Source organism: Nocardia cerradoensis NBRC 101014 (assembly GCF_000308535.1).
GTDB classification, from domain to species: domain Bacteria; phylum Actinomycetota; class Actinomycetes; order Mycobacteriales; family Mycobacteriaceae; genus Nocardia; species Nocardia cerradoensis.
On sequence record NZ_BAFW01000217.1, the window covers coordinates 79,582 to 101,950 of the forward strand.

At 67.5% G+C, this 22,369-nt stretch carries 26 protein-coding genes and 1 pseudogene; 12 read left to right on the plus strand and 15 right to left on the minus strand.

Translation table 11 applies throughout. From position 1 onward, the window contains the following. Positions 1 to 41: 41 nt before the first annotated feature. Both ON23_RS23240 and ON23_RS23245 read right to left on the minus strand, forming a co-directional pair. Positions 42 to 773: a DUF8020 domain-containing protein gene (locus ON23_RS23240; RefSeq protein WP_157170270.1), complete on the minus strand. Its 732-nt coding sequence runs from the start codon at positions 771 to 773 to the stop codon at positions 42 to 44. Between the two features lie 11 nt (positions 774 to 784). After that, positions 785 to 2,101 carry an MFS transporter gene (locus tag ON23_RS23245; protein WP_039780748.1) on the minus strand — a complete coding sequence of 439 codons (1,317 nt, stop codon included), beginning with the start codon at positions 2,099 to 2,101 and terminating at the stop codon, positions 785 to 787. A gap of 199 nt (positions 2,102 to 2,300) precedes the next feature. Between ON23_RS23245 and ON23_RS23250 the strand changes: the two genes are divergently transcribed. Beyond that, positions 2,301 to 3,320 (plus strand): AraC family transcriptional regulator, encoded by a 1,020-nt coding sequence (locus ON23_RS23250; RefSeq protein WP_039780749.1) that lies wholly within the window; start codon positions 2,301 to 2,303, stop codon positions 3,318 to 3,320. Between the two features lie 18 nt (positions 3,321 to 3,338). Here the strand turns inward: ON23_RS23250 and ON23_RS23255 are convergent, their stop codons facing one another. The 6 genes and pseudogenes from ON23_RS23255 to ON23_RS23275 all read right to left on the minus strand — a co-directional run bounded on the left by ON23_RS23255 (position 3,339) and on the right by ON23_RS23275 (position 8,365). Next, complete coding sequence (locus ON23_RS23255) at positions 3,339 to 4,004, minus strand: 3-oxoacid CoA-transferase subunit B (protein ID WP_039780750.1); 666 nt, start codon at positions 4,002 to 4,004, stop codon at positions 3,339 to 3,341. Beyond that, positions 4,001 to 4,771 (minus strand): CoA transferase subunit A, encoded by a 771-nt coding sequence (locus tag ON23_RS39390; protein ID WP_039780791.1) that lies wholly within the window; start codon positions 4,769 to 4,771, stop codon positions 4,001 to 4,003. Before ON23_RS39390 ends, ON23_RS23255 begins: the two co-directional genes overlap by 4 nt. Before the next feature lie 63 nt (positions 4,772 to 4,834). Beyond that, positions 4,835 to 5,368: pseudogene (locus ON23_RS39395) on the minus strand (RBBP9/YdeN family alpha/beta hydrolase); the annotation flags it as partial. A gap of 22 nt (positions 5,369 to 5,390) precedes the next feature. Beyond that, the gene (locus ON23_RS23265; protein ID WP_039780751.1) at positions 5,391 to 6,443 is read right to left on the minus strand and encodes a beta-keto acid cleavage family enzyme; all 1,053 of its coding nucleotides are present in this window, start codon (positions 6,441 to 6,443) and stop codon (positions 5,391 to 5,393) included. A gap of 39 nt (positions 6,444 to 6,482) precedes the next feature. Continuing rightward, positions 6,483 to 7,376: a TauD/TfdA dioxygenase family protein gene (locus ON23_RS23270; protein WP_039780752.1), complete on the minus strand. Its 894-nt coding sequence runs from the start codon at positions 7,374 to 7,376 to the stop codon at positions 6,483 to 6,485. Further along, positions 7,373 to 8,365: a quinone oxidoreductase family protein gene (locus ON23_RS23275; RefSeq protein ID WP_039780753.1), complete on the minus strand. Its 993-nt coding sequence runs from the start codon at positions 8,363 to 8,365 to the stop codon at positions 7,373 to 7,375. Before ON23_RS23275 ends, ON23_RS23270 begins: the two co-directional genes overlap by 4 nt. 276 nt (positions 8,366 to 8,641) lie before the next feature. On the opposite strand from ON23_RS23275, the gene ON23_RS23280 reads away from it, so the two are divergent. The 8 genes from ON23_RS23280 to ON23_RS23315 all read left to right on the plus strand — a co-directional run bounded on the left by ON23_RS23280 (position 8,642) and on the right by ON23_RS23315 (position 14,254). Further along, positions 8,642 to 9,061, plus strand: a complete 420-nt coding sequence (locus ON23_RS23280) for a hypothetical protein (RefSeq protein ID WP_039780754.1) — start codon at positions 8,642 to 8,644, stop codon at positions 9,059 to 9,061. 54 nt (positions 9,062 to 9,115) lie between these two features. Beyond that, positions 9,116 to 9,463: a DoxX family protein gene (locus ON23_RS23285; RefSeq protein WP_039780755.1), complete on the plus strand. Its 348-nt coding sequence runs from the start codon at positions 9,116 to 9,118 to the stop codon at positions 9,461 to 9,463. 73 nt (positions 9,464 to 9,536) lie between these two features. Beyond that, entirely contained in the window at positions 9,537 to 10,382 is an 846-nt protein-coding gene (locus ON23_RS23290; protein ID WP_039780756.1) for an alpha/beta fold hydrolase, read from the plus strand. 132 nt (positions 10,383 to 10,514) lie between these two features. Continuing rightward, positions 10,515 to 11,216: a DUF8020 domain-containing protein gene (locus ON23_RS23295; protein ID WP_039780757.1), complete on the plus strand. Its 702-nt coding sequence runs from the start codon at positions 10,515 to 10,517 to the stop codon at positions 11,214 to 11,216. A 15-nt stretch (positions 11,217 to 11,231) separates the two neighbouring features. Continuing rightward, positions 11,232 to 11,960: a DUF8020 domain-containing protein gene (locus ON23_RS36100; RefSeq protein ID WP_051043153.1), complete on the plus strand. Its 729-nt coding sequence runs from the start codon at positions 11,232 to 11,234 to the stop codon at positions 11,958 to 11,960. A 63-nt stretch (positions 11,961 to 12,023) separates the two neighbouring features. Beyond that, entirely contained in the window at positions 12,024 to 12,788 is a 765-nt protein-coding gene (locus ON23_RS36105; RefSeq protein ID WP_063821322.1) for an IclR family transcriptional regulator, read from the plus strand. A 289-nt stretch (positions 12,789 to 13,077) separates the two neighbouring features. Next, positions 13,078 to 13,521 (plus strand): acyl transferase, encoded by a 444-nt coding sequence (locus ON23_RS36110; protein WP_143860255.1) that lies wholly within the window; start codon positions 13,078 to 13,080, stop codon positions 13,519 to 13,521. Between the two features lie 40 nt (positions 13,522 to 13,561). After that, positions 13,562 to 14,254: a response regulator transcription factor gene (locus ON23_RS23315; RefSeq protein ID WP_039780758.1), complete on the plus strand. Its 693-nt coding sequence runs from the start codon at positions 13,562 to 13,564 to the stop codon at positions 14,252 to 14,254. A gap of 1 nt (position 14,255) precedes the next feature. Here ON23_RS23315 and ON23_RS23320 read toward each other — a convergent pair whose 3' ends face one another. Continuing rightward, positions 14,256 to 15,665, minus strand: coding sequence for a sensor histidine kinase (locus ON23_RS23320; RefSeq protein ID WP_223273756.1), 1,410 nt, complete (start codon positions 15,663 to 15,665; stop codon positions 14,256 to 14,258). Between the two features lie 132 nt (positions 15,666 to 15,797). Here ON23_RS23320 and ON23_RS23325 point away from each other — a divergent pair, with 132 nt between their 5' ends. Both ON23_RS23325 and ON23_RS23330 read left to right on the plus strand, forming a co-directional pair. Then, positions 15,798 to 16,619 carry a COG4705 family protein gene (locus tag ON23_RS23325; protein WP_039780759.1) on the plus strand — a complete coding sequence of 274 codons (822 nt, stop codon included), beginning with the start codon at positions 15,798 to 15,800 and terminating at the stop codon, positions 16,617 to 16,619. Positions 16,620 to 16,660: 41 nt separating this feature from the next. Beyond that, positions 16,661 to 17,527: an NAD-dependent protein deacetylase gene (locus ON23_RS23330; RefSeq protein WP_051043159.1), complete on the plus strand. Its 867-nt coding sequence runs from the start codon at positions 16,661 to 16,663 to the stop codon at positions 17,525 to 17,527. A 48-nt stretch (positions 17,528 to 17,575) separates the two neighbouring features. Here the strand turns inward: ON23_RS23330 and ON23_RS23335 are convergent, their stop codons facing one another. The 5 genes from ON23_RS23335 to ON23_RS23355 are packed head-to-tail and all read right to left on the minus strand — an operon-like array spanning position 17,576 to position 20,106. After that, positions 17,576 to 18,151 carry a F0F1 ATP synthase subunit B family protein gene (locus ON23_RS23335; RefSeq protein ID WP_051043161.1) on the minus strand — a complete coding sequence of 192 codons (576 nt, stop codon included), beginning with the start codon at positions 18,149 to 18,151 and terminating at the stop codon, positions 17,576 to 17,578. Then, entirely contained in the window at positions 18,151 to 18,651 is a 501-nt protein-coding gene (locus ON23_RS23340) for a F0F1 ATP synthase subunit B (RefSeq protein ID WP_036505341.1), read from the minus strand. Before ON23_RS23340 ends, ON23_RS23335 begins: the two co-directional genes overlap by 1 nt. Before the next feature lie 8 nt (positions 18,652 to 18,659). Then, complete coding sequence (locus ON23_RS23345) at positions 18,660 to 18,911, minus strand: F0F1 ATP synthase subunit C (protein WP_025352811.1); 252 nt, start codon at positions 18,909 to 18,911, stop codon at positions 18,660 to 18,662. Between the two features lie 56 nt (positions 18,912 to 18,967). Continuing rightward, positions 18,968 to 19,729, minus strand: a complete 762-nt coding sequence (gene atpB / locus ON23_RS23350; RefSeq protein WP_174376517.1) for a F0F1 ATP synthase subunit A — start codon at positions 19,727 to 19,729, stop codon at positions 18,968 to 18,970. Further along, entirely contained in the window at positions 19,726 to 20,106 is a 381-nt protein-coding gene (locus ON23_RS23355; protein WP_030515130.1) for an ATP synthase subunit I, read from the minus strand. The genes atpB and ON23_RS23355 overlap by 4 nt, the downstream gene beginning before the upstream one ends. A gap of 879 nt (positions 20,107 to 20,985) precedes the next feature. On the opposite strand from ON23_RS23355, the gene ON23_RS23360 reads away from it, so the two are divergent. Next, complete coding sequence (locus ON23_RS23360) at positions 20,986 to 22,089, plus strand: glycosyltransferase family 4 protein (protein WP_167331889.1); 1,104 nt, start codon at positions 20,986 to 20,988, stop codon at positions 22,087 to 22,089. Positions 22,090 to 22,172: 83 nt separating this feature from the next. Here the strand turns inward: ON23_RS23360 and ON23_RS23365 are convergent. Then, positions 22,173 to 22,369, minus strand: a 197-nt coding sequence (locus ON23_RS23365) for a hypothetical protein (protein WP_039780760.1), incomplete at its 5' end; no start/stop codon positions are given.

Below are 22,369 nucleotides of genomic sequence, written 5' to 3' on the forward strand. Positions count from 1 at the left end.
CACGATGTCTCCTCAGAGATGGTCGAAGACCTGGCGGACGACTACTTGGCGGGTGCGGGCTGTGCGGGGTCCTTGCAGTAGGGCAGCTCCGGCGGGCACGGTGCCAGCACGGTCGAGAAGTACTGGATGGCGGAGAAGAGGGTGATGGGGCCGCCGGCCAGGATGAGACCGGCCATCGATCCCACCGCGCCGAGCGTGGCGGCGCCCAGGACACAGCCGGCGACGGTCGCTCCGACGAACGGCGCCAGCAGCACGATCACCGGACTGGAGATCGCCGCGCCGACCGCGCCGCCGACGAGGCAGCCGATGCCGCCGCCGATGACCGCGCCGAGCACCGCGCTGACTCCGGCCGCGATGGCGACACGCTGACCGAATGCGCCCAGCGCTTGCGAATCCCGTGGGGTGAACGATTCCGCGGCCTGCCGCACGGACACCACGTCCCGCCGCGCCTCGGTGGGCCGCCCGCTACCGCGGTCCGGGGTGAGTGTCGCGGTATCGCCGTCGATGCGGGCGGTGATCGGATACGCGGTGTCGTCGACGGCGAACGTCAGCGGTACGGCGGCGACCGGACGATCGTCACGAGTGGTGAGAATCAGTTGGTCCGCAACGACTTTCAGTTTGCCGTCCGGAGTCGTCACCAGGGCCGAATCCGCCCGGCGCCCGATCTCGTAGTGCACCGCGGCGCGATCGGGCTCCGCATGAGCGGTGCCGGTGGTGACGGCGGCGGCCGTGACCCCGAGAGCCGTGATCAGTGCGGGTGTCATGAATGTCATCGGATTCCTCATCATCGGTTGTGAACAGCGGCGAGTGTGCGAAGCCCGGCCGGGTACAGGCAGCGACCGGCCACCAGGGCGGCGATCGCGACCAGATAGGCGAGCGGGGCCAGTCGTAGTGCGGCGGTCAGGCCGTAGTGGTCGGCGAGCACGCCGACGACGAAGGGGCCCAGCGCCATTCCGAGCAGACTGTTGGACAGCGTCAGGGTCCCCATCGCGGAGGCGCGGACCGACGAATGGGTGAGGTTGGCCACCATCGCGGCGGTGGGGCCCGAGGAACCACCCGAGAACCAGGCACCGACGCCGATCAGAATCAGTTGTGCCGCACCGTGTTCGATGCTGAATCCGAGCGTGAGGCAGACCAGCGAGATCGAGCAGAACGCGATGGCGGCGAGCCACTTGCGCGACAGGTCGTGGCGGCCGATGCGGTCGGTGACGATGCCGCAGCACACCATTCCGGCGCCGACCAGCAGGACGACACCCGCCGCGGCGACGGCCGCGGTATCGGCCGCCAGCCCGTAGACCCGATTGAAGAAGCTCGGCGTCCACGCCAGCAGCACCGCGGCGGCGAACAGCTGTACCCCACCACCGACATAGGCGCACAGCACCGCCGGATTGGTGAACAGCGACGACACCGGTGCGCGGAATCCATTGTGCTTCACGGGCTCCGCCGGATCGGGATCGGCGTGCCGGGCCAGTTTCCGCTCGTCGACCAGCGCCGCGAAGAGCGCGGCGAGCAGCAGGCCCGCCACCGCCATGGTGACGAACGACCACCGCCACCCGAGGTGTACCGCGATCGCACCGCCGGCCGCGACGCCGAGAACCGAACCGAACGACCCGCCGGCCATGAACGCACCGCTCAGCGCCGCATGCACTCGCGGCGCGAAGACGCCGAGGACCACCGCGATCCCGACGCTGCCGTAGGCCGCCTCACCGACCCCCACCAGGAACCGTGCGCCGAGCATCTGGTGATAGTTCGACGCGAGCGCGCACAGCAGCGTGGCGATACTCCACAGCGTCGCCATCAGCACCAGGCTCTTCACCCGCCCCCACCGGTCGGCGAGCAGCGAGAGCGGGAAGGTCAGCAGCCCCACCATGAGCGCCACCACGCTGTTCAGCGATCCGAGTTGCGAATCCGTCAGACCCCAGTCGGTTTTCAGCAGGGGAAATACCGCGCTGAGGACCTGCCGGGACATGTAGTCGGCGAGCAACAGCCCGAAGGCGAGAGCGAAGACCAGCCAGGGGTATCGCCGCGCCCGGCCGGGCAGACCGGTCGATACGACCGAATCCCCCGCCGCGGGACGCGCAGGGGTGGTGTTCAACTGCATGGGTGCTCCTACGAACGCGGCGGGCGATGGACCGCCCGCCGGAGCCGGGAAGTTAGGGGCCGGAACGCTCGGGCCCGGTGGCCGCTCGGAAAATCGGGCGCCCACCTCGATGTGATGGAGACAACAGTAGGGTCGCCGGCCCTATCGTGCTTTACTCTCAGGGACACAGATGTGAACAATCTGGGACAGCGAGGCGCTGATGAAACCCTTGGCGCGGTACGCGGCACTGAACGATTACGTGGATCTGGGCCAATCCCTCGGACTCGATCCGGCCCGCCTGATTCGCGAGGCCGGGCTCGATCCCGCGGGCCTGAGCCTGCAGGACCGCTGGGTGCCCGCCGCGGCCGTCACCGAACTTCTCGAGCGCTCCGCCGCCGAATCCGGACGGCAGGATTTCGGCCTGCTACTCGCGGAACGGCGGCGATTGTCCAATCTGGGCCCGCTGAGTCTGGTGATCCGCGAGGAACCCGACGTGCGCAGCGCCCTCGAACTGATGGTGCGCCATCAGCACACCTACAACGAATCCCTGCATATCCGGCTCACCGAACGCAACGGCATCGCCCACGTCCGTCTGAGTCTGGATATCGGCGAGCACCGCAGTACCCGGCAGGCCACCGAACTGGCCATGGGAGCGATGCAGGGAATTCTGCGCGGATTCCTCGGCGCGACATGGCAACCGGCGGAAACCACTTTCGCCCATTCCGCGCCGCGGGACCGCAGCACGCACCTGCGATTGTTCGGGCCCCAGTTGAGATTCGAGCACGAATTCAGCGGAATAACGCTCTACACCAGCGATCTCGATACCCCGAATCCGATGTCGGATCCGCTGTTGCGGCCGTACACGCAACAATTGCTCGGCGCCGTGGACACCGCCCACGAAACGACGATGCGCGACCGGGTGCAGGAACTCGTCGAAATGCTGCTCCCCACCGGCCGCTGCTCCGCCGACCAGATCGCGCGCAGTCTCGGCGTGGATCGCCGCACCGTCCACCGCCGGCTGGCGGACGAGGGGCACACGTACTCGGAGATCGTGAACACCACCCGGCTGGATCTGGCGCGCCGGGTGGTGGGAAATCACGGGCGTTCACTCACCGAGATCGCGGAAATGCTCGGCTTCTCCAGCCCCGCCAGTTTCACTCGCTGGTTCCGCAGCCATCACGGATGCAGCCCGAGCCAATGGCGTCGGGCTGCGTCGAAGAACACGGTCGATGACCGCTGATGTCAGTGTCCTTCGATTTCAGTGTCCTCCGATATCGATGCGGACGGGCGCGCCGGTCGCGGCGACGACGTCGTCCTCGGTCACGCCCGGTGCGCATTCGCGCAGCACCGGACCGGATGCGGTGATGTCGAGAACGCCCAGGTCGGTGATGACGCGATGGACGACCCCCACACCGGTCAGCGGTAATGTGCAGCGGCTCACCAGCTTCGGAGCGCCGGATTTGTCGGTGTGCTCCATCAGCACGATCACGCGGCGGGCGCCGTGTACCAGGTCCATCGCCCCGCCCATGCCCTTGACCATATGGCCCGGCACCATCCAATTGGCGAGGTCACCGGTCGCCGACACCTGCATGCCGCCGAGGATCGCGGTATCGATGTGGCCACCCCGGATCATCGCGAAACTGGTGGCGGAATCGAAGAAGGACGCACCGGGCAGCACCGTGACGGTCTCCTTTCCCGCATTGATCAGATTCGCGTCGACCTCGGCCTCGGCCGGATAGGGCCCGGTGCCGAGGATGCCGTTCTCCGAGTGCAGAGTGACCCGGATATCGGCGGGCAGGTGGTCGGGAATCAGCGTCGGCAGGCCGATGCCGAGATTGACATATTCACCCGAGCGCAGTTCTCGCGCCGCCCGCGCCGCCATCGCGGAGCGATCCCATCCGGAACGGGTGATGACGCCGCTCATTTCCTCTCCTCGCCGCGCACGGTCCGCTTCTCGATGAGACCCCGCGCCGGGCCGGTCGCCACCATGCGGTCGACGAAGATTCCGGGCAGATGGACGCGGTCCGGATCGAGACCGCCTGCGGGCACGAGTGTTTCGACTTCGGCGATACAGATCCGGCCCGCGCCCGCGACCAGTGGATTGAAGTTCCGCGCCGATTTGTCGAAGACCAGATTGCCGGCGGTGTCACCGATGAGCGCGTGCACCAGGGCGAAGTCGGTGGTGATCGCCTCCTCCAGCACATAGCGTTTCGGCCCGGCGGGGCCGGCGAAGGTGGCCACCGGCTTCGGCGGCGACGCGACCGCCACGCTGCCGTTCGGCCCGAAGCGCCACGGCATTCCGCCGTCGGCGATCAGCGTGCCGACACCGGCCGGTGTGTAGAACGCGGCGATACCGGCTCCGCCGGCGCGCAACCGTTCGGCGAGGGTGCCCTGCGGTGTGAGCTCGACTTCCAGTTCGCCCGACAGATACTGCCGGGCGAACTCCGCGTTCTCACCCACATAGGAGGCGGTGACGCGACGTAGCCGCTTGTCCGCCAACAGGATTCCCGTACCGTGCGTCGCCGTGCCGCAATTGTTGGAGACGAGGGCGAGTTCGTCCGCTCCCGCGGCGGCGAGTGCCTCGATCAGCCTGTCCGGGATGCCGCACACTCCGAATCCGCCCACCGCCACCGACGATCCGGACGCGATATCGGCGACCGCGGCGGCCGCCGACGTCATCACCTCGGTCATCACCCCTCCTGCCCGACGGCGGACGGACGGCCCAGGTCGACGGTCTCCCCGCAGCAGTTCCCGGGCGCGGTCCCAGGGTCCGAATCCCGAGGCCGGATTGAGATGTCCGACATCACCCAGGTCGACCAGCCGGCTGCCCCACGCCTCCGCCATACCGGCCACCCGCCGCAAGGATGCCAGCGGATCGGTGGTACTGGCCGCGACGATACTCGGGAACGGCAGGCGGCGGCGCGGAATCGGCTGCCAGCCATGTTGTTTCAACTCGGCCGAGGTCGGATAGCCGGGAGGAAAGGGCTTTTCGACATCCGCGGGCGTCACGAGCAGCGCACTGTGGATGTCCCGGCCGGCCCGTTGCGCCCAGTGCACGGTGATCATGACGCCCGCGCTGTGCGCCACCAGGACGACCGGGCCGTCCACCTCCGACAGCACACGGTCCAGCGCCGCCACCCGGGCAGGCAGACCGAGCTTGTCGTGCTCGAGCGGCGGTACCGTGCGCACCCGGTCCAGATCCTCGGCCAACCTGGTCTGCCAGTGATCGGGTACGTGATCGCGCAGGCCGGGGACGATCACCACGGTCGGTTCGATGGCGCATTGCACTGTGCGGCAATCCCTTCTGTGCTCAGGCGTGGTGAGTGAATCCGACCCGACCGGGCTTCCGGTTCGGCGCGAACCCGATCTTCGCCAGCGTCTCGTCGGCGTCGGCGTAGGTGGTGCCGATCTTGTAGATATCGCGCGCCTCCTTGCCGGTGGCGACCTCGCGGCCCAGCTCGCCGGCGATCCGGACCAGCTGCTGGATCTGCTCGACCGAGGTCGCCTTGTGGCCCTTGCGCCCCCAGATGGTGTCCTCGTTACCGCAGCGGGTGTGCAGGCCCAGGGCGATCGCCATCGCATTGACCGGCAACACCGAGCGCATCAGCGTCTCGAGGGTCAGGCACGCCCCGTCGGGGACGCGCTGGATGAAATTCATGATGTTGTACGGATTCGGCCCGTCGAAGCCGCCACCGATGCCGACCCACGTCAGATTCAGCGGACCGGTGTACACGCCGCGACGGATCAGCCGCTCGACCGTCTCGAGCTGCGGAATGCTCGACAGCTGGAAATGCGGCTGGATCCCTGCGGCCTGCAGGCGTCGCAGATGTTCGGCGACCCATGCCGGTCCGGCCGGGACGGTCATCTCCCGGTAGGCCTCGGCCAGTTCCGGCCGCTCCATCGAGGTGCCGGCGATATCGTCGGCGGTCATCAACTCCATGATGTTCATCTGGCTGGTGTTGATCGCGATCGTGACCTGATCCGGTGCGGGATCGAGTTCGGCCAGCATGTGGCGGGTGTCGTCGGACAACCACTTCGCCTCGGCGCCTTCACCTTCGGGCGCGAACGAAATCGATCCGCCCACCTGCAGGATCATCTCCGGAACGGCGTCGCGCAGCCCGGCGAGCAGTTCGTTGAACTTCGACAGGCGCTTGGAGCCCTTGCCGTCGAGCTCACGCACGTGGATGTGCAGGACGGTGGCGCCGGCCTCGTAGCAGTCGACCGCCTGCTGGATATGTTCCTCCATGGTCAGCGGCAGATCCTCGCGGAAATCGTCGGGCTCCCATTCCGGCCCGTAGGGCGCGCAGGTGATGACCAGCTTGTCCTGGTTCTCCGGGAACAAGGCGTCGTCGTGAAAGAACATGGCTGTACTCCGATCGAATAATGTGTGGCGAAACGACTTTCAGAACGGCTTGTCGCCGATGATGCCCGCGCGTTCCATCTTGCGAACGTCGGGGAAGTAGTCCTGCACCGCGTAGTGCTGGGTGCAGCGGTTGTCCCAGATGGCGAAGCTGTTCTCGGTCCACCGCCAGCGGACCTGATATTCGGGGACACTCGCCTGCCGGACCAGATAGTTCAGCAGTTCCGAGGCGCCGGGCGCGTAGTCGATGCCGAAGCGCACATTCTCCGGCGTGTGGTAGTTGACGAAATGCGTGGTGAAGGCGTTGACGAACAACACCTTTTCACCGGTTTCCGGATGTGTGCGCACCACCGGGTGTTCCGCATCCGGGAACTGCTCGTGCAGCCGCAGGCGTTCGGCGTCCGGACGCATCGCGCCGAAGCTGGCCTCGATGGAATGGCGCGCCCGCAATCCCGCGATCCGCGAGCGCACCGACTCCGGCAGCCGGCGATACGCCTCGGCCATATTCACCCAGATGGTGTCGCCGCCGACCGCCGGAGTTTCGACGCAGCGCAGCACACACCCCATCGGCGGGGCCGCACGCCACGTCGCATCGCAATGGAAGGCGTTCTCGTAGTGTTCCGGCGCGCTGTCGAGGTCCTTGTAGATGCGAACCAGGCCGGGATGTTCGGGGTCGCTGCCCAGTACGGGGTGGTCCTCCAGCGGCCCGAATCGCTGTGCGAGAGCGACATGTTCGGCGCGACTGATGTCCTGATTCCGGAAGAACAGCACCTTGTGTTCGAGGAGCAGGTCCTTCAGTGCGGCGAAGAGCGTATCGTCGCGTGCCACCTCGGCCAGGTCCAGATCGAACAACTCCGCGCCGATGGTGCAGGTGAGCGGTCGCACGCCGAAGGGCGCGGAGCGCGCCGAAAGTCGCACGGGGGCAATGCTTGTCATGACTGTCCTTCCCGGCCCACGGTGAAGACCGACGAGCCGATGCTCGTGCCCTGTTCCAGATCGCGATGTGCGGCCACCGCGTCCGCGAGCTCGTAGCGTTGATTGATGGCGATGCGAATGCGGCCCGCGGCGACGTGGGCGAACAACTCCCCGGCCAGTTCGGCGCGCTCGGCCGGGTCGGCGATGTAATCGGCCAGGGCCGGCCGGGTGACGAACAGCGAACCCTTGACGGCCAGTTGCATGGCGTCGATCGGCGGCACCGGCCCCGACGCCGTACCGAAACACACCAGCAGCCCGCGTCGCGCCAGCGAATCCAGCGAGGATTCGAAGGTCGTCCTGCCGATACTGTCGTAGACCACGCGGACACCGGCGCCGTCGGTGAGTTCGCGCACGCGCTCCGCGACGTTCTCCCGGGTGTACACGATGACGTGCTCACAACCGTGGGCGCGCGCGATCTCGGCCTTCCGGTCGGAGGAGACGGTGCCGATCACGGTGATGCCCAGCAGCTTCGCCCATTGCGTGAAGATCAGCCCGACCCCGCCCGCGGCGGCATGCAACAGCACCGTGTCGCCGGGACGCAGCGGGTGGATCCGGCGCAGCAGATACGCCGCCGTCAGACCACGCATGGTCATCGCCGCCGCGGTGTCGAAGCCGATCCCGTCCGGAAGCGCGATCAGATGTTCGGCCGGCATCACGCGCTCCGTGCTGTAGGCGCCCAGCGGACTGCCCGTATAGGTCACCCGGTCACCCGGGGCGAAGCCGGTGACACCGGGGCCCACGGCCTCGATCACGCCCGCACCCTCGACGCCCATCCCCGCCGGCAGTGGCGCCGGGTACAACCCGGTGCGGAAGTAGGTGTCGGCGAAGTTCAGGCCCACCGCTCGGTGTCTGATCCGCACCTCGTCCGGACCCGGTTCGCCGACTTCCACGTGCTCCCAGCGCAGCACCTCGGGTGCACCGGTCTCGTAATAGCGAAAGGCTTGTGGCACAGGACATCTCCTCTTTCTGCGGGGCCGGAGCATCGGCCACGCACCGGGTGATGCACTCAACGGTAGGCACAGACGGAGGGGATTGCTTATCTCTCCGGGACTTGGAACTTGATATTTCGGGACATCGCCCTCATCGGCGCACTCACCGCACGCATGCCACCGCATCGCTGGTTTCGTTCGTGGGAGCGGGGAATCCTCCCCTCAGAGCGACCCGGATGACGAGGCGACTCTCGACATCCGGCCGATGTCGATGGATCGACCGATGGGAGCCGGACCATGAATGTTCGACGTGCCGCGGCCGGAGCCGCACTCGCCGCCGCCACCCTCTCCGCGGTGCCGGCCGCCGCCTCTGCCGACAACCCGGAAGACCCCGCCAACGGGATCATCCCGGCCGGGGCCTACCACATCACGCAACACCCCGACAATATGATCGGCTCGCCCGTGCACAACTGCGACCTGCAGGCATTCGCCGACAGCACGACCGTGACCCTGGTGTGCGGGAATTCCTCGAGGACCGGCCGGCAGAACGCGGCCGGACCCGATGAGACCTATGTGACGTTCGAGGGCGTGCCGGTCGGCTTGGATCTGCGGGAAATCGACGCGCGGCAGGGGTATTGGGAAGGCACCCTGAACGCCGCCGGAACCTCGATCGACGTTCCGTATCCGATCGCGGGAATCACCCTCCAGCGACGCTGACCGGGCATTCGCGCGGGCATGTCACACTCCGGGCCGCGGCGTCGTCACACCGGTATGAACATCGCGTATTACATCGTCGGCACGGCAGCGGCATTGTGGATCGGATTCTCCGGCTATTCACTGTTCACCAAGAGTGAATTCGTCGTGGAACCGCTGCACCGGTACGGGGTGCCGCGAAGCTGGTGGAACTGGCTCGCCCTCGCCAAATCCGCCGGGGCGCTGGGGCTCGTGGCGGGCTTCATCGTCCCGGCGATCGGGGTGGCGGCGGCCGTGGGATTGATTCTGTATTTCCTCGGCGCGATGGCGACCACCGTGCGCGCCCATTCCTACGGGACGACGATCTTCCCGGCGCTGTATCTGCTTCCGGCCGCGGCGACGCTGGCGCTGCAATTGTCCCGCTGAGCAGCGCGGTCTGCGCGGGTGCGGTACCGTACCCACTTACGAACACCGATGTTCGTAGATGTGAGGAGTCGTCGTGGCGGAATTCGTATATCGAGGGCGGCGCGTGGTCTACGACCGCGCGGGCCACGGCGATCCGATCGTCTTCATCCACAACGCGGGCGCCCAGCGGCGGATCTGGGACGAGCAGGTGGCATCGTTGCGAGACCGGTACGAGGTATTCGCACTGGATCTGCCCGGGTACGGGGAATCCGAACAGCCGCAGGGATATCGGCTCGCCGACTATGTGGCGATGCTGGAAGCCTTTCTCGACGAGCACCGGCTGAGCCGGGTGGTGCTGGTCGGAAATTGCCTCGGCAGCGCCACGTCGCTGAGTTTCGCGATCGGCGATCCGGCGCGGGTGCGCGGACTGGTGCTGATCAATCCGCTCACCTGGAATACCGTGCGGCACGGGGACCAAGCGCCGCTGATGTGGTTCGACCGGTTCGCACCGCTCGCGCCGTTGGCCCGGCGGCTCGCACTGCCGAAGGCACTCGTCACACTGATCGTCGCCAATCAACTGGGCCCGCGCGGACGCGACCGGAAATTGCAGAAAGACGCACGCCTGCAGGCATATTGGACCGATCGCGGCCGACTGCTCGCCCTCGACCGGCTGGTGCAGGACTTTCCCGCCTTCGCCGCCCTCGACGAATTCATTCCGGGCCCCGACTTCCCGCCGATATGTACCGTCTGGGGCAAGCGCAATCGGATTCTGTCGGCGGCCGCCGGCGCTCGGCTCGACCGAACGTTGTGTCCCCGTGAGCGTCTCGTACTCAGTGACTGCGGACATCTGCCGATGGTCGAGGATCCGGAGACGGTGACGTCGGCGATCACCGCCTTCCTGGCCGGACTCCCGGCCACAGAGCAACATCTGTCTCGCTGAGCGAGACGCCTTCGGACGCTTCCGAATCCGCCGCGCTACGGTCCGGCTCCCCGCACGTCGCGTGCGATATCGCACCCGCACCGGGGACCGGGCGTCACGAGCGTCCGGTGGATCGAGACGAGGGGGCGCCCCATGAAGATTCGGATCTCGACGATCGCGGCGGTCTGCGCCGCAACACTGGCCGCGGCGGGGACGGCAGCGGCCGATCCGGCCCCGGCCGTCGTCTCCTACCACGCCGAGACAACCGACAGCCGTTCGGTGACAGTCGAATTGACGCACGGCACCTTCGCCGTCGACCCCGACGGCACCGCGGTCACCATCCGGGACGAGGCGGGGCGCGCGCTCTATGCCCTACCGCTGGCGTACGCGATCGGCGACCAGCGCATGCCGATCCGCGAGCAGATCGGCGAGGATGCGACGACTCTCACGCTGACGCCGGACACCGCGGGCGTGCGCCGCGATGCCCTGACCCCGGTCGCCTCCCCGCTGGAGAACCAGCTCGCGATGAACGACCTGGTCAATGCGGTGAGTATCGGCACGTCCGTCGGCGCGCTGATCGGCACGGCGGTGGGCGCGGTCCTCGGCGTCGGGCTCGGGATCGCGCTCGCGGGGGCCTCGTGTGCGGTGCTGAGCGTCGCCTGTGTGGTCGCGGTGCTGCCGATCGTCAGCCTCGCGGGGGCCGCGGGCGGTGTCGCGGGCCTGGTGCTGGGCGGCGGTCCCACGACCGCCGTCGGGCTCTACCGGTACGTCACGACGCTGCTGGCACCGCCGGGAACCAGCGAATACGCCTCCGATCTGCGTGGCCGGCCCGGCGTGCCGGACACCGGTCGCTGAGCGCGGGAGGCGAAGATGTCCCACCGTACGATCGCCGCGCTCACGGCGGCCACCGCGGCCCTGACCGCGTCCGTCGCCATCGCCACCGCCGAACCGCCCGCACCGAGTATCGAAACCATCTCGGGTGCAGTCGTTCTCAGTGGTTTCGCCCCCGGCGCATTCCGCGCGGGTCCCGACGGCGACGTCCGCGTGACCGTGGACGGCACCCCCGTCGCGACGCTGCCCGCGAGCTTCACCGTGGACGGCGTCGCCCACCGCATCGACACCCGTATCGGCGACGGCGGGCGAACCCTCACGATGACTCCGGATATCGCCAGGCGCCCCGCGGCTTCCGCGATGGAGAACCAGTTGGCGCTCAACGATTTCGCGACCATCATGTCGCGCGGCCCGGTGATCGGGACGGTCGTCGGCACCGTGCTGGGCGCCCTCGTCGGCGCCGCGGTCGGAGCGAGTACCTGCCTGGTGGTGGGTCCCGGCTGTCTGGCGACGATTCCGGCGGCCGTCCTGGCGTTCGCCGGTGCGGGCGGTGTCGCGGGCACGGTGCTGGTCGGCGGCGGTGCGCTCGCGGCGGGATTGTGGAACTACCTCACGGTGCTGCAGGCGCCACCGGGACAGAGCTCCTACGCCGGGCAGGGCGGGCTGCTCGACCCGAACGGCACCGGCACACCGGACGCACAGCTGCAACTACCCAGCGGATCCGCGAACGGCCTCGGCACCGGATCGGCGTCCGGATCCGGCGGGTGAGCCCGGCGTACCGAATGGGTAACGTGGCCGTCGCGCACCGCGGGCGACTCCTACCATCGGTACATGTCCGAGGTAGCCGCAGCTCAGCTGCCTGGGACCATGCTCGAGCGCGCCACCCTGGTGATGGACCTGTTCCAGGCGCCGGACCGGCATTTGACGCTCGGCCAGATCGCCGTCCGCACCCGGTTGCCGCGCGCCACCGTGCATCGGATCGTGCGGCAGCTCATCGCACTGGAGTGGCTCACTCACGGCACGGACGGCTACGCGCTGGGCCGGCGCGTCCGCACGTGGAACGCCGATACCGCGCGACTGTCCCGGTTACGTGCCTGCGCGGCGCCGATCCTGCACGAATTGCTGCTGGCCACGGCCGCCGTCGTCCATCTCGGGGCGCTGGACGGCGGAGAGGTGCTCTACCTGGACAAACTCGGTGGCCGGGCGGCGACGGCGGTGCCCACCCGGGTCGGGACCCGGGTGGCGGCCCATCGCAGCACCCTCGGCCGGGTCGCCCTGGCGCAACTGCCGCCGGAGGATGTCGACGCGCGGGTGACCGATGTCGAGCCCGGATTCGATCTCGCGGCCCTGCATCGACGTCTCCATCGAATAGGCAGTCGCGCAACCGATTACGACGACGACGAATTCGGGTCCGGGCTGTCCGCGGTGGCCGTCGCCGTCGACGCGTCGGCGGCGGTGGGTGTCGTCTGTGATCGTCCGGCGGCGCTGCGGCGGATCGCGCCGCGGGTGCGGGCAGCGGCCGCCGAGATCCGCGGCGGGCTGACGCCGCGGTCGCGGCAGGTGAGCGATCACCATCGCCCGCGACCGTCACGGTGACGGAGTGGTCTCGATCCGCGCCGACACGCCTCAACGTCGCTAACATTCACCGACCGGGCGCGGATCACACGATGACGGCACCGATCGCATCAGGAGACCGCCCATGCGCTCCCACACTCGACTCCCTCATATCTCCGGCCACCGGCGGATCCGGGCCACGGACATACTCCGCGTCGACATACTCCGCGTCGTCACCGTCGCGACCGGTATCGCAGTCGCCGCTACCCTCGTCGCCTGCTCGACCGACTCACCGGCCTCGGAAGGACCGAACACCGTCGGATATCGATCGATGACGCAAGTGCCCGCCATGAACACCTCGGGCGAAACCGACGACGGCTCCGGCCGTATCGAGCGGACGCCGTCCGGACCCGCCGAAGTACCCTCCGCACCGACGTCCGACCTTCCAATCGTCTCCGGGTCCGGCACGGCCGCCGGCGACCGTCCACCCGCCGGCACCGCCTTCCCCGGCGAAGGTATCAGCGGCGAGGCGGCCGAACAGTTGCAGCAGTCGGCCGACGCCGGTCACCAGCCGTGGCGGCTGGACGAGGACGCCGTCGCACGCGCCTTCGTCTCCGGGCGCTTCGGCTGGTCGCGGCCGGCGATCACCCACGACGGCGCCTACCTCGCCGTCGCGACCGGGCCGAACGGACAGCGCGTCTCCCTGCAGTTGTCCCAGCCCGCCCGCAAGAACAACGGCGGCGTATGGGTCGTCGAATCGGGCATCTGGTTGTAGTGCCCGCGCGGCCCCCGAAAGCGTCGGGCATGCTGGGGGGATGCGTGTGCTGGTGGTCGAGGACGAGCCCCGGCTCGCCGCGACCCTGCGGCGCGGCCTGGAGCTGGAGGGTTTCGTCGTCCAGCATGCCCACACCGGGACCGACGGCCTGTGGTGGGCGACCGAGGACGACTTCGACGTCATCGTGCTCGACATCATGCTGCCCGAATTGAGCGGCTACGAGGTGCTGCGCCGGCTGCGGGAACGCGACATCTCCACCCCGGTGCTGATGCTCACCGCCAAGGACGGCGACTACGACCAGGTCGACGCGCTGGATCTGGGCGCCGACGACTATCTCACCAAGCCGTTCTCCTTCGTCGTACTCACCGCACGCCTGCGCGCCCTGCTACGCCGCCGCGCACCACAGCAGCCCGACATTCTGGCCGCCGGTGATCTGCGACTGGACCCGAGGCGGCGCTCGGCCTCCCGCGCCGGTGCCCAATTGGCTTTGACGCCCAGGGAATTCGGACTGCTCGAATTCCTGTTGCGGCACAAGGGCAGCGCCCTCACCAAAACCGAGATCCTGCGCAACGTCTGGGATGCGCACTACGACGGCCCGGAGAACGTCGTCGAGGTCTACATCGGCTATCTGCGCAAGAAGATCGATACGCCGTTCGGCAGCAACAGTATCGAGACCCTGCGCGGAGTCGGCTATCGGCTGATCGACTCGGAGGTCGCGGCCGCACCGGACTGAGTCACCGGTCCGGCGGTCCGGTCAGCGGCAGATCGACGACGAATCGCGCTCCACCCCAGGGTGATTCGGCCACGCGCACCGCGCCCCCGTGGGCCGCCACGATCTCCGCGACGATCGCCAGCCCGAGACCCGAACCTCCGGTCGTCCGTGACCGATCGGCCTCGAGTCGCACGAAACGATCGAATACCCGCGTACGGTCCGCCGCGGGAATGCCCGGCCCGTCGTCGTCCACGACGATGCGCGCGCCGGACGCTCCCGGCTCGGAATTCTCCGCGACCGCGATCAGGATCCGTGCACGCGCATGCGCGAGCGCGTTGTCGACGATATTGCGCAGCGCCCGCGCCAACCGCTCCGGATCACCGACGATGCGGGTCGGGCGGATGTCCGTCTCGACCGTTCTCTCCCCGCGCAGGCGAGCGGCAGCGGCCGCGGACTGGGCGATATCGTCGAGATCGACGTCGCACGTGCGTAATTCGAGTCCCTGCTCGTCGGCGGCGGCCAGGGTCAGCAGATCGTCGATCAGCCGCCGCATGCGCTCGGCTTCCGGCAGCAGCGTGCCGTCGATCAGTTCCGCGTCCACGATTTCGGGGCGGTGACGCGCCAATTCCAGTGCGGCCGTGACCGTCGCGAGCGGACTGCGCAATTCGTGAGAGGCGTCGCCGACGAAGCGGCGCTGGGCGCGGTGTCCGGCCTCGACGCGCGCGAGCATATCGTTCATCGTCTCGGCCAGCCGGGCGATCTCGTCGCGCGGCGCCGGTACCGGCACCCGCTCGGACAGCTCGGTGGCGCCGATCCGAGCCACGCGCTCGCGGATCGCCTCCACCGACCGCAGCGACCTGCCGACCAGTAGATAGGTTGCCGCGGCGGCCGCCAGCACCACGATCGGCGCCCCCACCGCCAGCAATGCGCCGACCCGGGCGACCGCCCGCTCGACCGATTCGGTGTCGACCGCCACCAGCACCTGGTACCGGCCCGACGGCGTCTCGGCGAGACGGCTCGCGACCCGCAGGTCCTCGTCGTATCCCGATGCGGCGGCCAGCCCGACGGCACGTTTGACTCCCGCCGGCGGCGTGGCAAGTATTCCGTGCGGATCGTCGAAGCCCCAGATCACCGTGCCGTCGGGCGCGACGACCTGGGCCGCCGCGATGCGCCCGTCCTCGGCGCGCGTGAGCTCGCGCACCCGAGCCGGGTCGTGTTCGAGCGTCTCCGCGATCTCGGCGGCACGGGCCTGCGCGGCACCGTCGAGTTCGTCGATCAGCGAGCGGTGCAACAACCAGACCATCGCGCCCGCGGCGACGAGCAGCACGACACCCACCGCCAGGGCCGAGACGAGGGCAGACCGGATCCGCACTCCCCACCGCGACGGATGTGTCCAACGCCGGAACCGATGCACCCACTCATCATCGACCACGACGGTCCATCATCGACGACGACGGCAGTGCGCCCGTCACGATCTCAGCGTCGTCTCAGCGACGAGCGGGCAGAATGCCGCCGTCCCTGTGTCGAGACGGTCGCCGGCCCGCGGCCCGGAAAGGACTACCACGTGACCAACCCGGCACCGGCCCGGACCGGATATAAACTCCCCCAGGTCACGGCATTGTTCTGGGTTCTGAAGATCGCCGCGACCACCCTGGGCGAGACCGGCGGCGATCTGCTGGCGCAGACCCTGAAGCTGGGCTACGTGGCGGCATCACTGCTGTTTCTCGCCATCTTCGTCATCAGCCTCATCGCCCAGTTGCGCGCCCGCCGATTCCATCCCGCCCTGTATTGGACGGTGATCGCCGCGACCAGCACGGCCGGCACCACCATGTCCGATCTGATCAACCGCGGCCCGGGTTCGGGCACCTCGACCGACGGCGGACTCGGCTACGGCGCGGGTGCGGCGTTGCTGATCAGCGGCCTGGCGATCGTCTTCGTGATCTGGCGGTTCAGCGGGCAGACCTACGACGTCTCGAATATCCGGACGCTGCGCGGCGAGCTGCTGTACTGGGCGGCGATCCTGCTGTCGAACACCCTCGGCACGTCGCTCGGCGACTACCTGTCCGACAGCTCCGGCCTCGGTTACGGCGGCGGTGCGGCGCTCATCGGCACGATCATGGTGGTCATCCTGCTGGCGCACTACTTCACGCCGATCTCGGGTGTCGTCCTGTTCTGGATGGCCTTCATCCTCACCCGGCCGCTCGGCGCCACCGCGGGTGATCTGCTGTCCAAACCGCACAGCAGCGGCGGACTGGGGTTCGGCACCTACGGCACCTCGGCGGTCCTGCTGGCCATCCTGGTCGTCGGCATCGCCTACAGCCATGCGAAGGCCGCGCGGACCGCACCGGAGCGGGCCGACGACGATCTGGTCCGCGTCATCGAATAAGCCCTGGGAGAACATCGCGTCCGGGCTCGTAACCTGGATTCATGCCCGATCTCGCGACCCTGCCGACGACAACCGGCCTCGATCGTGCGGTGGAGGTGCTGGCGGGCCGGCGGATCGTGGTCCTGACCGGGGCCGGCATGTCCACCGACAGCGGCATCCCCGACTATCGCGGACCGGATTCGCCGCCCCGCAATCCGATGACCTATCAGCAGTTCGTCGGCGATCCGGTGTTCCGGCAGCGCTACTGGGCGCGCAATCACGTCGGCTGGCGGCGGATGGACGCCGCGCGGCCCAATCTCGGCCATCGCGCGCTGGCCCGGCTCGAACGTGCGGGCGTGGTCGGCGGGCTGATCACGCAGAATGTGGACCTGCTGCACACCAAGGCCGGGCACCGGGCCGTCATCGATCTGCACGGCACCTATGCGCGGGTGCGCTGCCTGTCGTGCCACGCCCTGATCTCGCGCATGACGCTCGCCGACCGGCTGGAGGCGGCCAATCCCGGCTTCGCCGAACTGGCGACGGCGACGGGGATCGAGGTGGCGCCGGACGCCGATGCCGTGGTCGGTGAGACCGACGGTTTCCGCATGGTCGACTGTGCCGACTGCGGTGGCATGTTGAAGCCCGATATCGTCTACTTCGGTGAGAATGTCCCGAAAGATCGTGTGGCCGAGGCATTCTCGATGGTCGACGCCGCCGATGCGATGGTCGTCGCGGGATCCTCGCTGACGGTCATGTCGGGGCTGCGATTCGTCCGCCGCGCCGCGAAATCGGGTAAGCCGATCGTGATCGTGAACCGCGGCGCCACTCGAGGCGACGAATCGGCCACCGTCCGTATCGATTCCGGCTGCTCGCCCACTCTCGCGGCGCTCGCCGACGCGCTGATCCCGCCCGCCGGCGTCTCCGTATGAAACGGGTAGCCGGTGGACCGCGGTCCACCGGCTACCCACATACGATGTTCAGTTCCAGCCCGGTTGGGCCTGCCGTTTGGCCGACGACGAGTTCGCCAGGATCTCGAGGTCCTCGAGGAACCGTTCGATACTGTCCGACTTCGCCTCGGGAGTGGCCACCTGGTCGCGCACCTTCTCCTCGGTGATCGCCAGCATCGCGGCCGCCAGATCCGTTTCCAGATCGCGCACCATCTGGCGACGCAGCTGGGCGACCTGATCGCGGCCCTGCCGTCGCACCCGTTCGACCTCCGCCGCGGCCGCTTCTCGCATCTGCGCCACGATGTACTCGGCGTCGGCGCGCGCGTCGGCGCGAATCTGCTCGAGTTCGCTGTGCGCTTCGGTGAGGGCGTTCGCGTAGGAGCGCTTGGCCTCCTCCAACTGCTGTGCGGCGTGATCGCTTTCGGTGAGCTGCTTGGCGATCGCGTCCTGACTCTTGGCCATCAACCTCTTCACCGGCGGGACGACCCATTTCCAGATGACGAAGATGATGACGGCGAAGCCGAACAGCTGACTGAAGAAGACCGGCCAGTCGAAGGTGATCTGGTATCCGCCTGCGGCAAGCACACCGCCGCTGGTGTCAATCATTACGAATCCCTGCCCCTCCTACGACCGGCGGTGCCGGCGTGGCGACTGTCACCGATCACCTGATCGGCAAGCGATTGGGCCAGCGGCTCGACCTCGAGTCGCAGCTCGGACTTGACGCGGTCGGCCTCGGCGCGCAGATGGGCAGCGGATTCGGCGACGATGCCGTCGACCTCCTGCTGTGCCTGCGTCCGCAGGTCGTCCATGATCGCGCGGCCCTGGGCCCGTGCCTCGTTGCGGATGTCGGCCGCCTCGGTACGGGCTTGTTCCAGCGCCGTCTCATATTTCGCCTGGGCGTCGGCGAAGACCTGTTTCGCCTCTTTGGCGTTGGCGGCGGTCGCCTCCACCCGCTCCTCGCGTTCGGTCAGCACCTTGCGGATCGGCGGAACGACGAAGAACCAGATGACTCCGAGCACGATCAGAAAAATGATCAGCTCGACGAAGAAGGTGCCGTTGGGAATGAGGAAGTTCCCCTCGGCCACCACATCGGTTCGCGCGGACATCTCGCCGATTACTTACCGGGAGTTGCGAATACGAACAGCGCCATGAACGCGAGATTGATGAAGTACGCGGCCTCGACCAGACCGACGGTCAGGAAGAAGTTACCGCGCAACCGGCCCTCTGCCTCGGGCTGCCGAGTGACGCCGTTGATCAGTGCCGAACCGGCCAGACCGTCACCGATACCCGCGCCGATGGCGCCACCGGCCATGATGAGGCCACCGCCGATGAGGGCACCCTGGACGATTGCTGGATCTGCTGCCATTTTCTCTTCCTGTTCTCCAACGTTGACCGATCGGTGGGGCCGATCGGGACTGCCGTTCAGTGGTTTTCGTGCTCCAGCGTCATGGATTGGCTGAAGTAGAGGACGGTCAAAAGCGCGAAGATGAACGCCTGAATGGCGCCGACGAACAAGTCGAACAGCTTCCAAATGGCGTTGGGGCCCCACGCGATCCAGTACGGGAACAGCGCGATCACCGCGACCATGACGCCGCCGGCGAACATATTTCCGAACAATCGCAGCGACAGCGACAACGGCTTGGCGATCTCTTCGATGATGTTGATCAACACCATCGGCCCCCACCCCGTGTGGCCCTTCAGCAACTGTTTCACATGCGTCACCGGACCGCGGCGTCTGACACCCGCGGCGTGGTAGAAGACGAAGACGAACAATGCCAGGGCATAGACGAAATTGACATCGGAGGCCGGCGGGAAGATGAATTCGCCGCGGCCGTACTGCATCGGCAGCACCGATATCCAGTTCGACAACAGGATGAAGGTGAAAAGCGTTACCGCCAACGGCAATACGAAGGGCGCGATACGCATCCCGATCGCGGACTCCACCTGCCCGCGCATCTGCACGGTGATGGTCTCGAAGAACAACTGCACGCCGTTCGGTACGCCGGAGGTGATCTTCATACGGAGGAAGAGCGCCAGGGCGATGACGATCACCGCGGCGACCGCCGTCGAGATGATGGTGTCGACGTTGAACGTCAATCCCCAGAGTTCGGTGGTGGCGTGGTGACCTACTTCGATCTTCGGCTCTTCATCGGCCAGGATCATCGTCGCGATAGTGCTGCTCATGACTGCTGACGGAGCCCTCTCCACTCGGGCACGACGGTATGCAAGACGAGGATCACCTGGAACAACGCGAGTCCGAAGAAGATGCCCACACCGTTCGGGCGCGTCAGGAACGCCACGATGATCGCCAGCACGGTGACGATGATCAGCCGCGCGGCCGTCGACAAGGCCAGCGCCTGCTTATTCGGCGATTCCGAGCGGGTGATGCCGGTGACCGACCGCAATGTCAATTGCGCGTTCAGCCATCCCAGCCCCAGCCCGATACAGATGAAAACACCCAACATCAACCGATCCAGCGGACCGGTCACCACCAAAGCCAGCACACCGAATGCGGCTACCATGTAGCTCGCACGGCGCAGCCGGAGTTTGTCGATACTCACTGCGACACCACCATCGCCGCCATCCCACCTCGTAGTAGGTCGTGATCGAGGTCAGCTTACACAGACCAACCTTCTTGCGTAGCAACATTTTTGATCTTCATATACTTGATCTTGAATTTTGCGCCGGACACTCCGGGCGAATAGGCTCAGTCATCGACCGGCTATCGTCTTCTACGCCGTACGACCTGCAAATGAGGGCGTTTTTCGGAACATTCGGACGCCGCTCGCAGCGGCGCGGCAATGGTAAATCAACGGTCAATACTCTGCCGTGAAACGGTAAAATCTTCGGCGCGTCGCAATTGCAATTTGTCTGTATTGCCCGAATTGTCGAGATTTCGATTCGTCGATCCATCTATGCCTTATATATGTGCGCCCCGGACGTCCGAGCGCGGTGCCGCCGAGGCCCGCCGCCGGCCCCGGACACCCCGGCAGGGGCGGCGACACGGTCCGCCGCGATGTCCTACCGCTCGGCAATCCCACCCGTCGGCCCAGGTCGGGTCGCACAAATTTCGCGTTCTACCAGGCATTCCCGGACAATTTACTGTCGAGGGGTTACCGTGACGTCTGCTGGGTACATCACCCACCGGGTCGCTCCGGCCCGCCCGATGAGGGAAACCGAAGTCCCGAGAGACGCCTGGTGGTTTCTGGTCTCTCGCCATGCTTGGTCGCAGCTTCACACGTTGAGGAGGCAGTACCATGAGCAGTAACCCGTCAGGCTCGGATTCCTCGGGTCCGTCCGGCTCCAGTCCCGTCGAGTACGACGACTCCCTGCACTACCCGGAATCGGCGTACTCGGCCTCCTTGGAGGACGCTTCACTGGCGGACTCGGAATCCTTGATCTACCGGCTCCACGAATCCGGCGCGCCCTTGCACATCGTGATGGTCGCACCGCCGTACTTCGAAGTACCGCCTGCCGGTTACGGCGGCGTCGAAGCCGTGGTGGCTCAACTGGCGGACGCACTGGTAGCACGTGGGCACAAGGTGACCCTGCTGGGCGCCGGCCGCTCCGGGACTACCGCCCGGTTCATCCGGGTATGGGACGACATCCTCGCCGATCGTCTCGGCGATCCGTTCCCGGAGGTGCTCAACGCGCTCAAGGTTCGGCGCATCATCACCGAACTGGCGCGGACCGAACGGATCGATGTCGTCCACGACCACACCTTCGCGGGGCCGCTGAACGCTCCGATGTACACCGCCCTCGGCATTCCGACCGTGGTCACGGTGCACGGTCCGGTCGACGGGGAAGCGCAGGAGTACTACACCTCGCTGACCGATACCGCGCAGTTCGTCGCGATCAGCGATCGGCAGCGCTCACTCGCGGAGAATCTCAACTGGGTCGGCCGCGTCTACAACACGGTCCGCCCGGCCGAATGGCCGTTCCAGACCCGCAAACAGGACTTCGGCCTGTTCCTGGGGCGCTACGCCCCGTACAAGGGTCCCGATCTGGCCCTGCACGCCGCGCACGAGGCGGGGATCCCGCTGGTGCTGGCGGCGAAGATGAACGAGCCCCCGGAGAAGGCCTACTTCGAGAACGCGGTGCGGCCACTGCTGCGCGACACCGATTTCGTCTTCGGCGAGGCCGATCAGATCGCGAAACGGCTGCTGCTCGCCTCGGCGCGGTGCCTGCTGTTCCCGATCCGCTGGGAGGAGCCGTTCGGCATCGTGATGATCGAGGCGATGGCCTGCGGCACCCCGGTGGTGGCTCTGCGTGGCGGCGCGGTCGAAGAGGTCGTCGACCACGGGGTCACGGGCATCATCTGCGACGATCCCGCCGAACTGCCCGCGGCCATCGCCGCGGCCGACGAGATCGACCCGGCCGCCTGCCGGCGCCGGGTGGTGGAGAGGTTCTCCGTCGACCAGTTGGGCGCCGGATACGAATCCGCCTACTACGCGGCGATCGACAAACTCGCCGGTGTCCCGGTACCCGTCGCATCCGACGGCGTTCCCCTGATCCGTCCGCTCTCGGCCGTCGGAAACGGCTGATTCGCAGGCGAATCCACCCGCATCCGGTCCGCGTCCTCGCACGACCGGATGCGGGCGTCCTCGGGGCCGAGCCGCCGCGGAAATCAGCGGGGCAAGCCGCCGAAACGCCCTTCCCACCGCACCAGCACATCGGCCAGAATGCGGGCGAGTTCGCGCTGGTCGTCGTCCGGTAGTCCGGACAGCAATCCCGCCTCGTAGGCCAGCTGGCGCGGCATCAGCCGATCGATCAGTGCCCGGCCGTCCGCGCTCAGCGAGATATGGGAGACCCGCCGATCCCTGG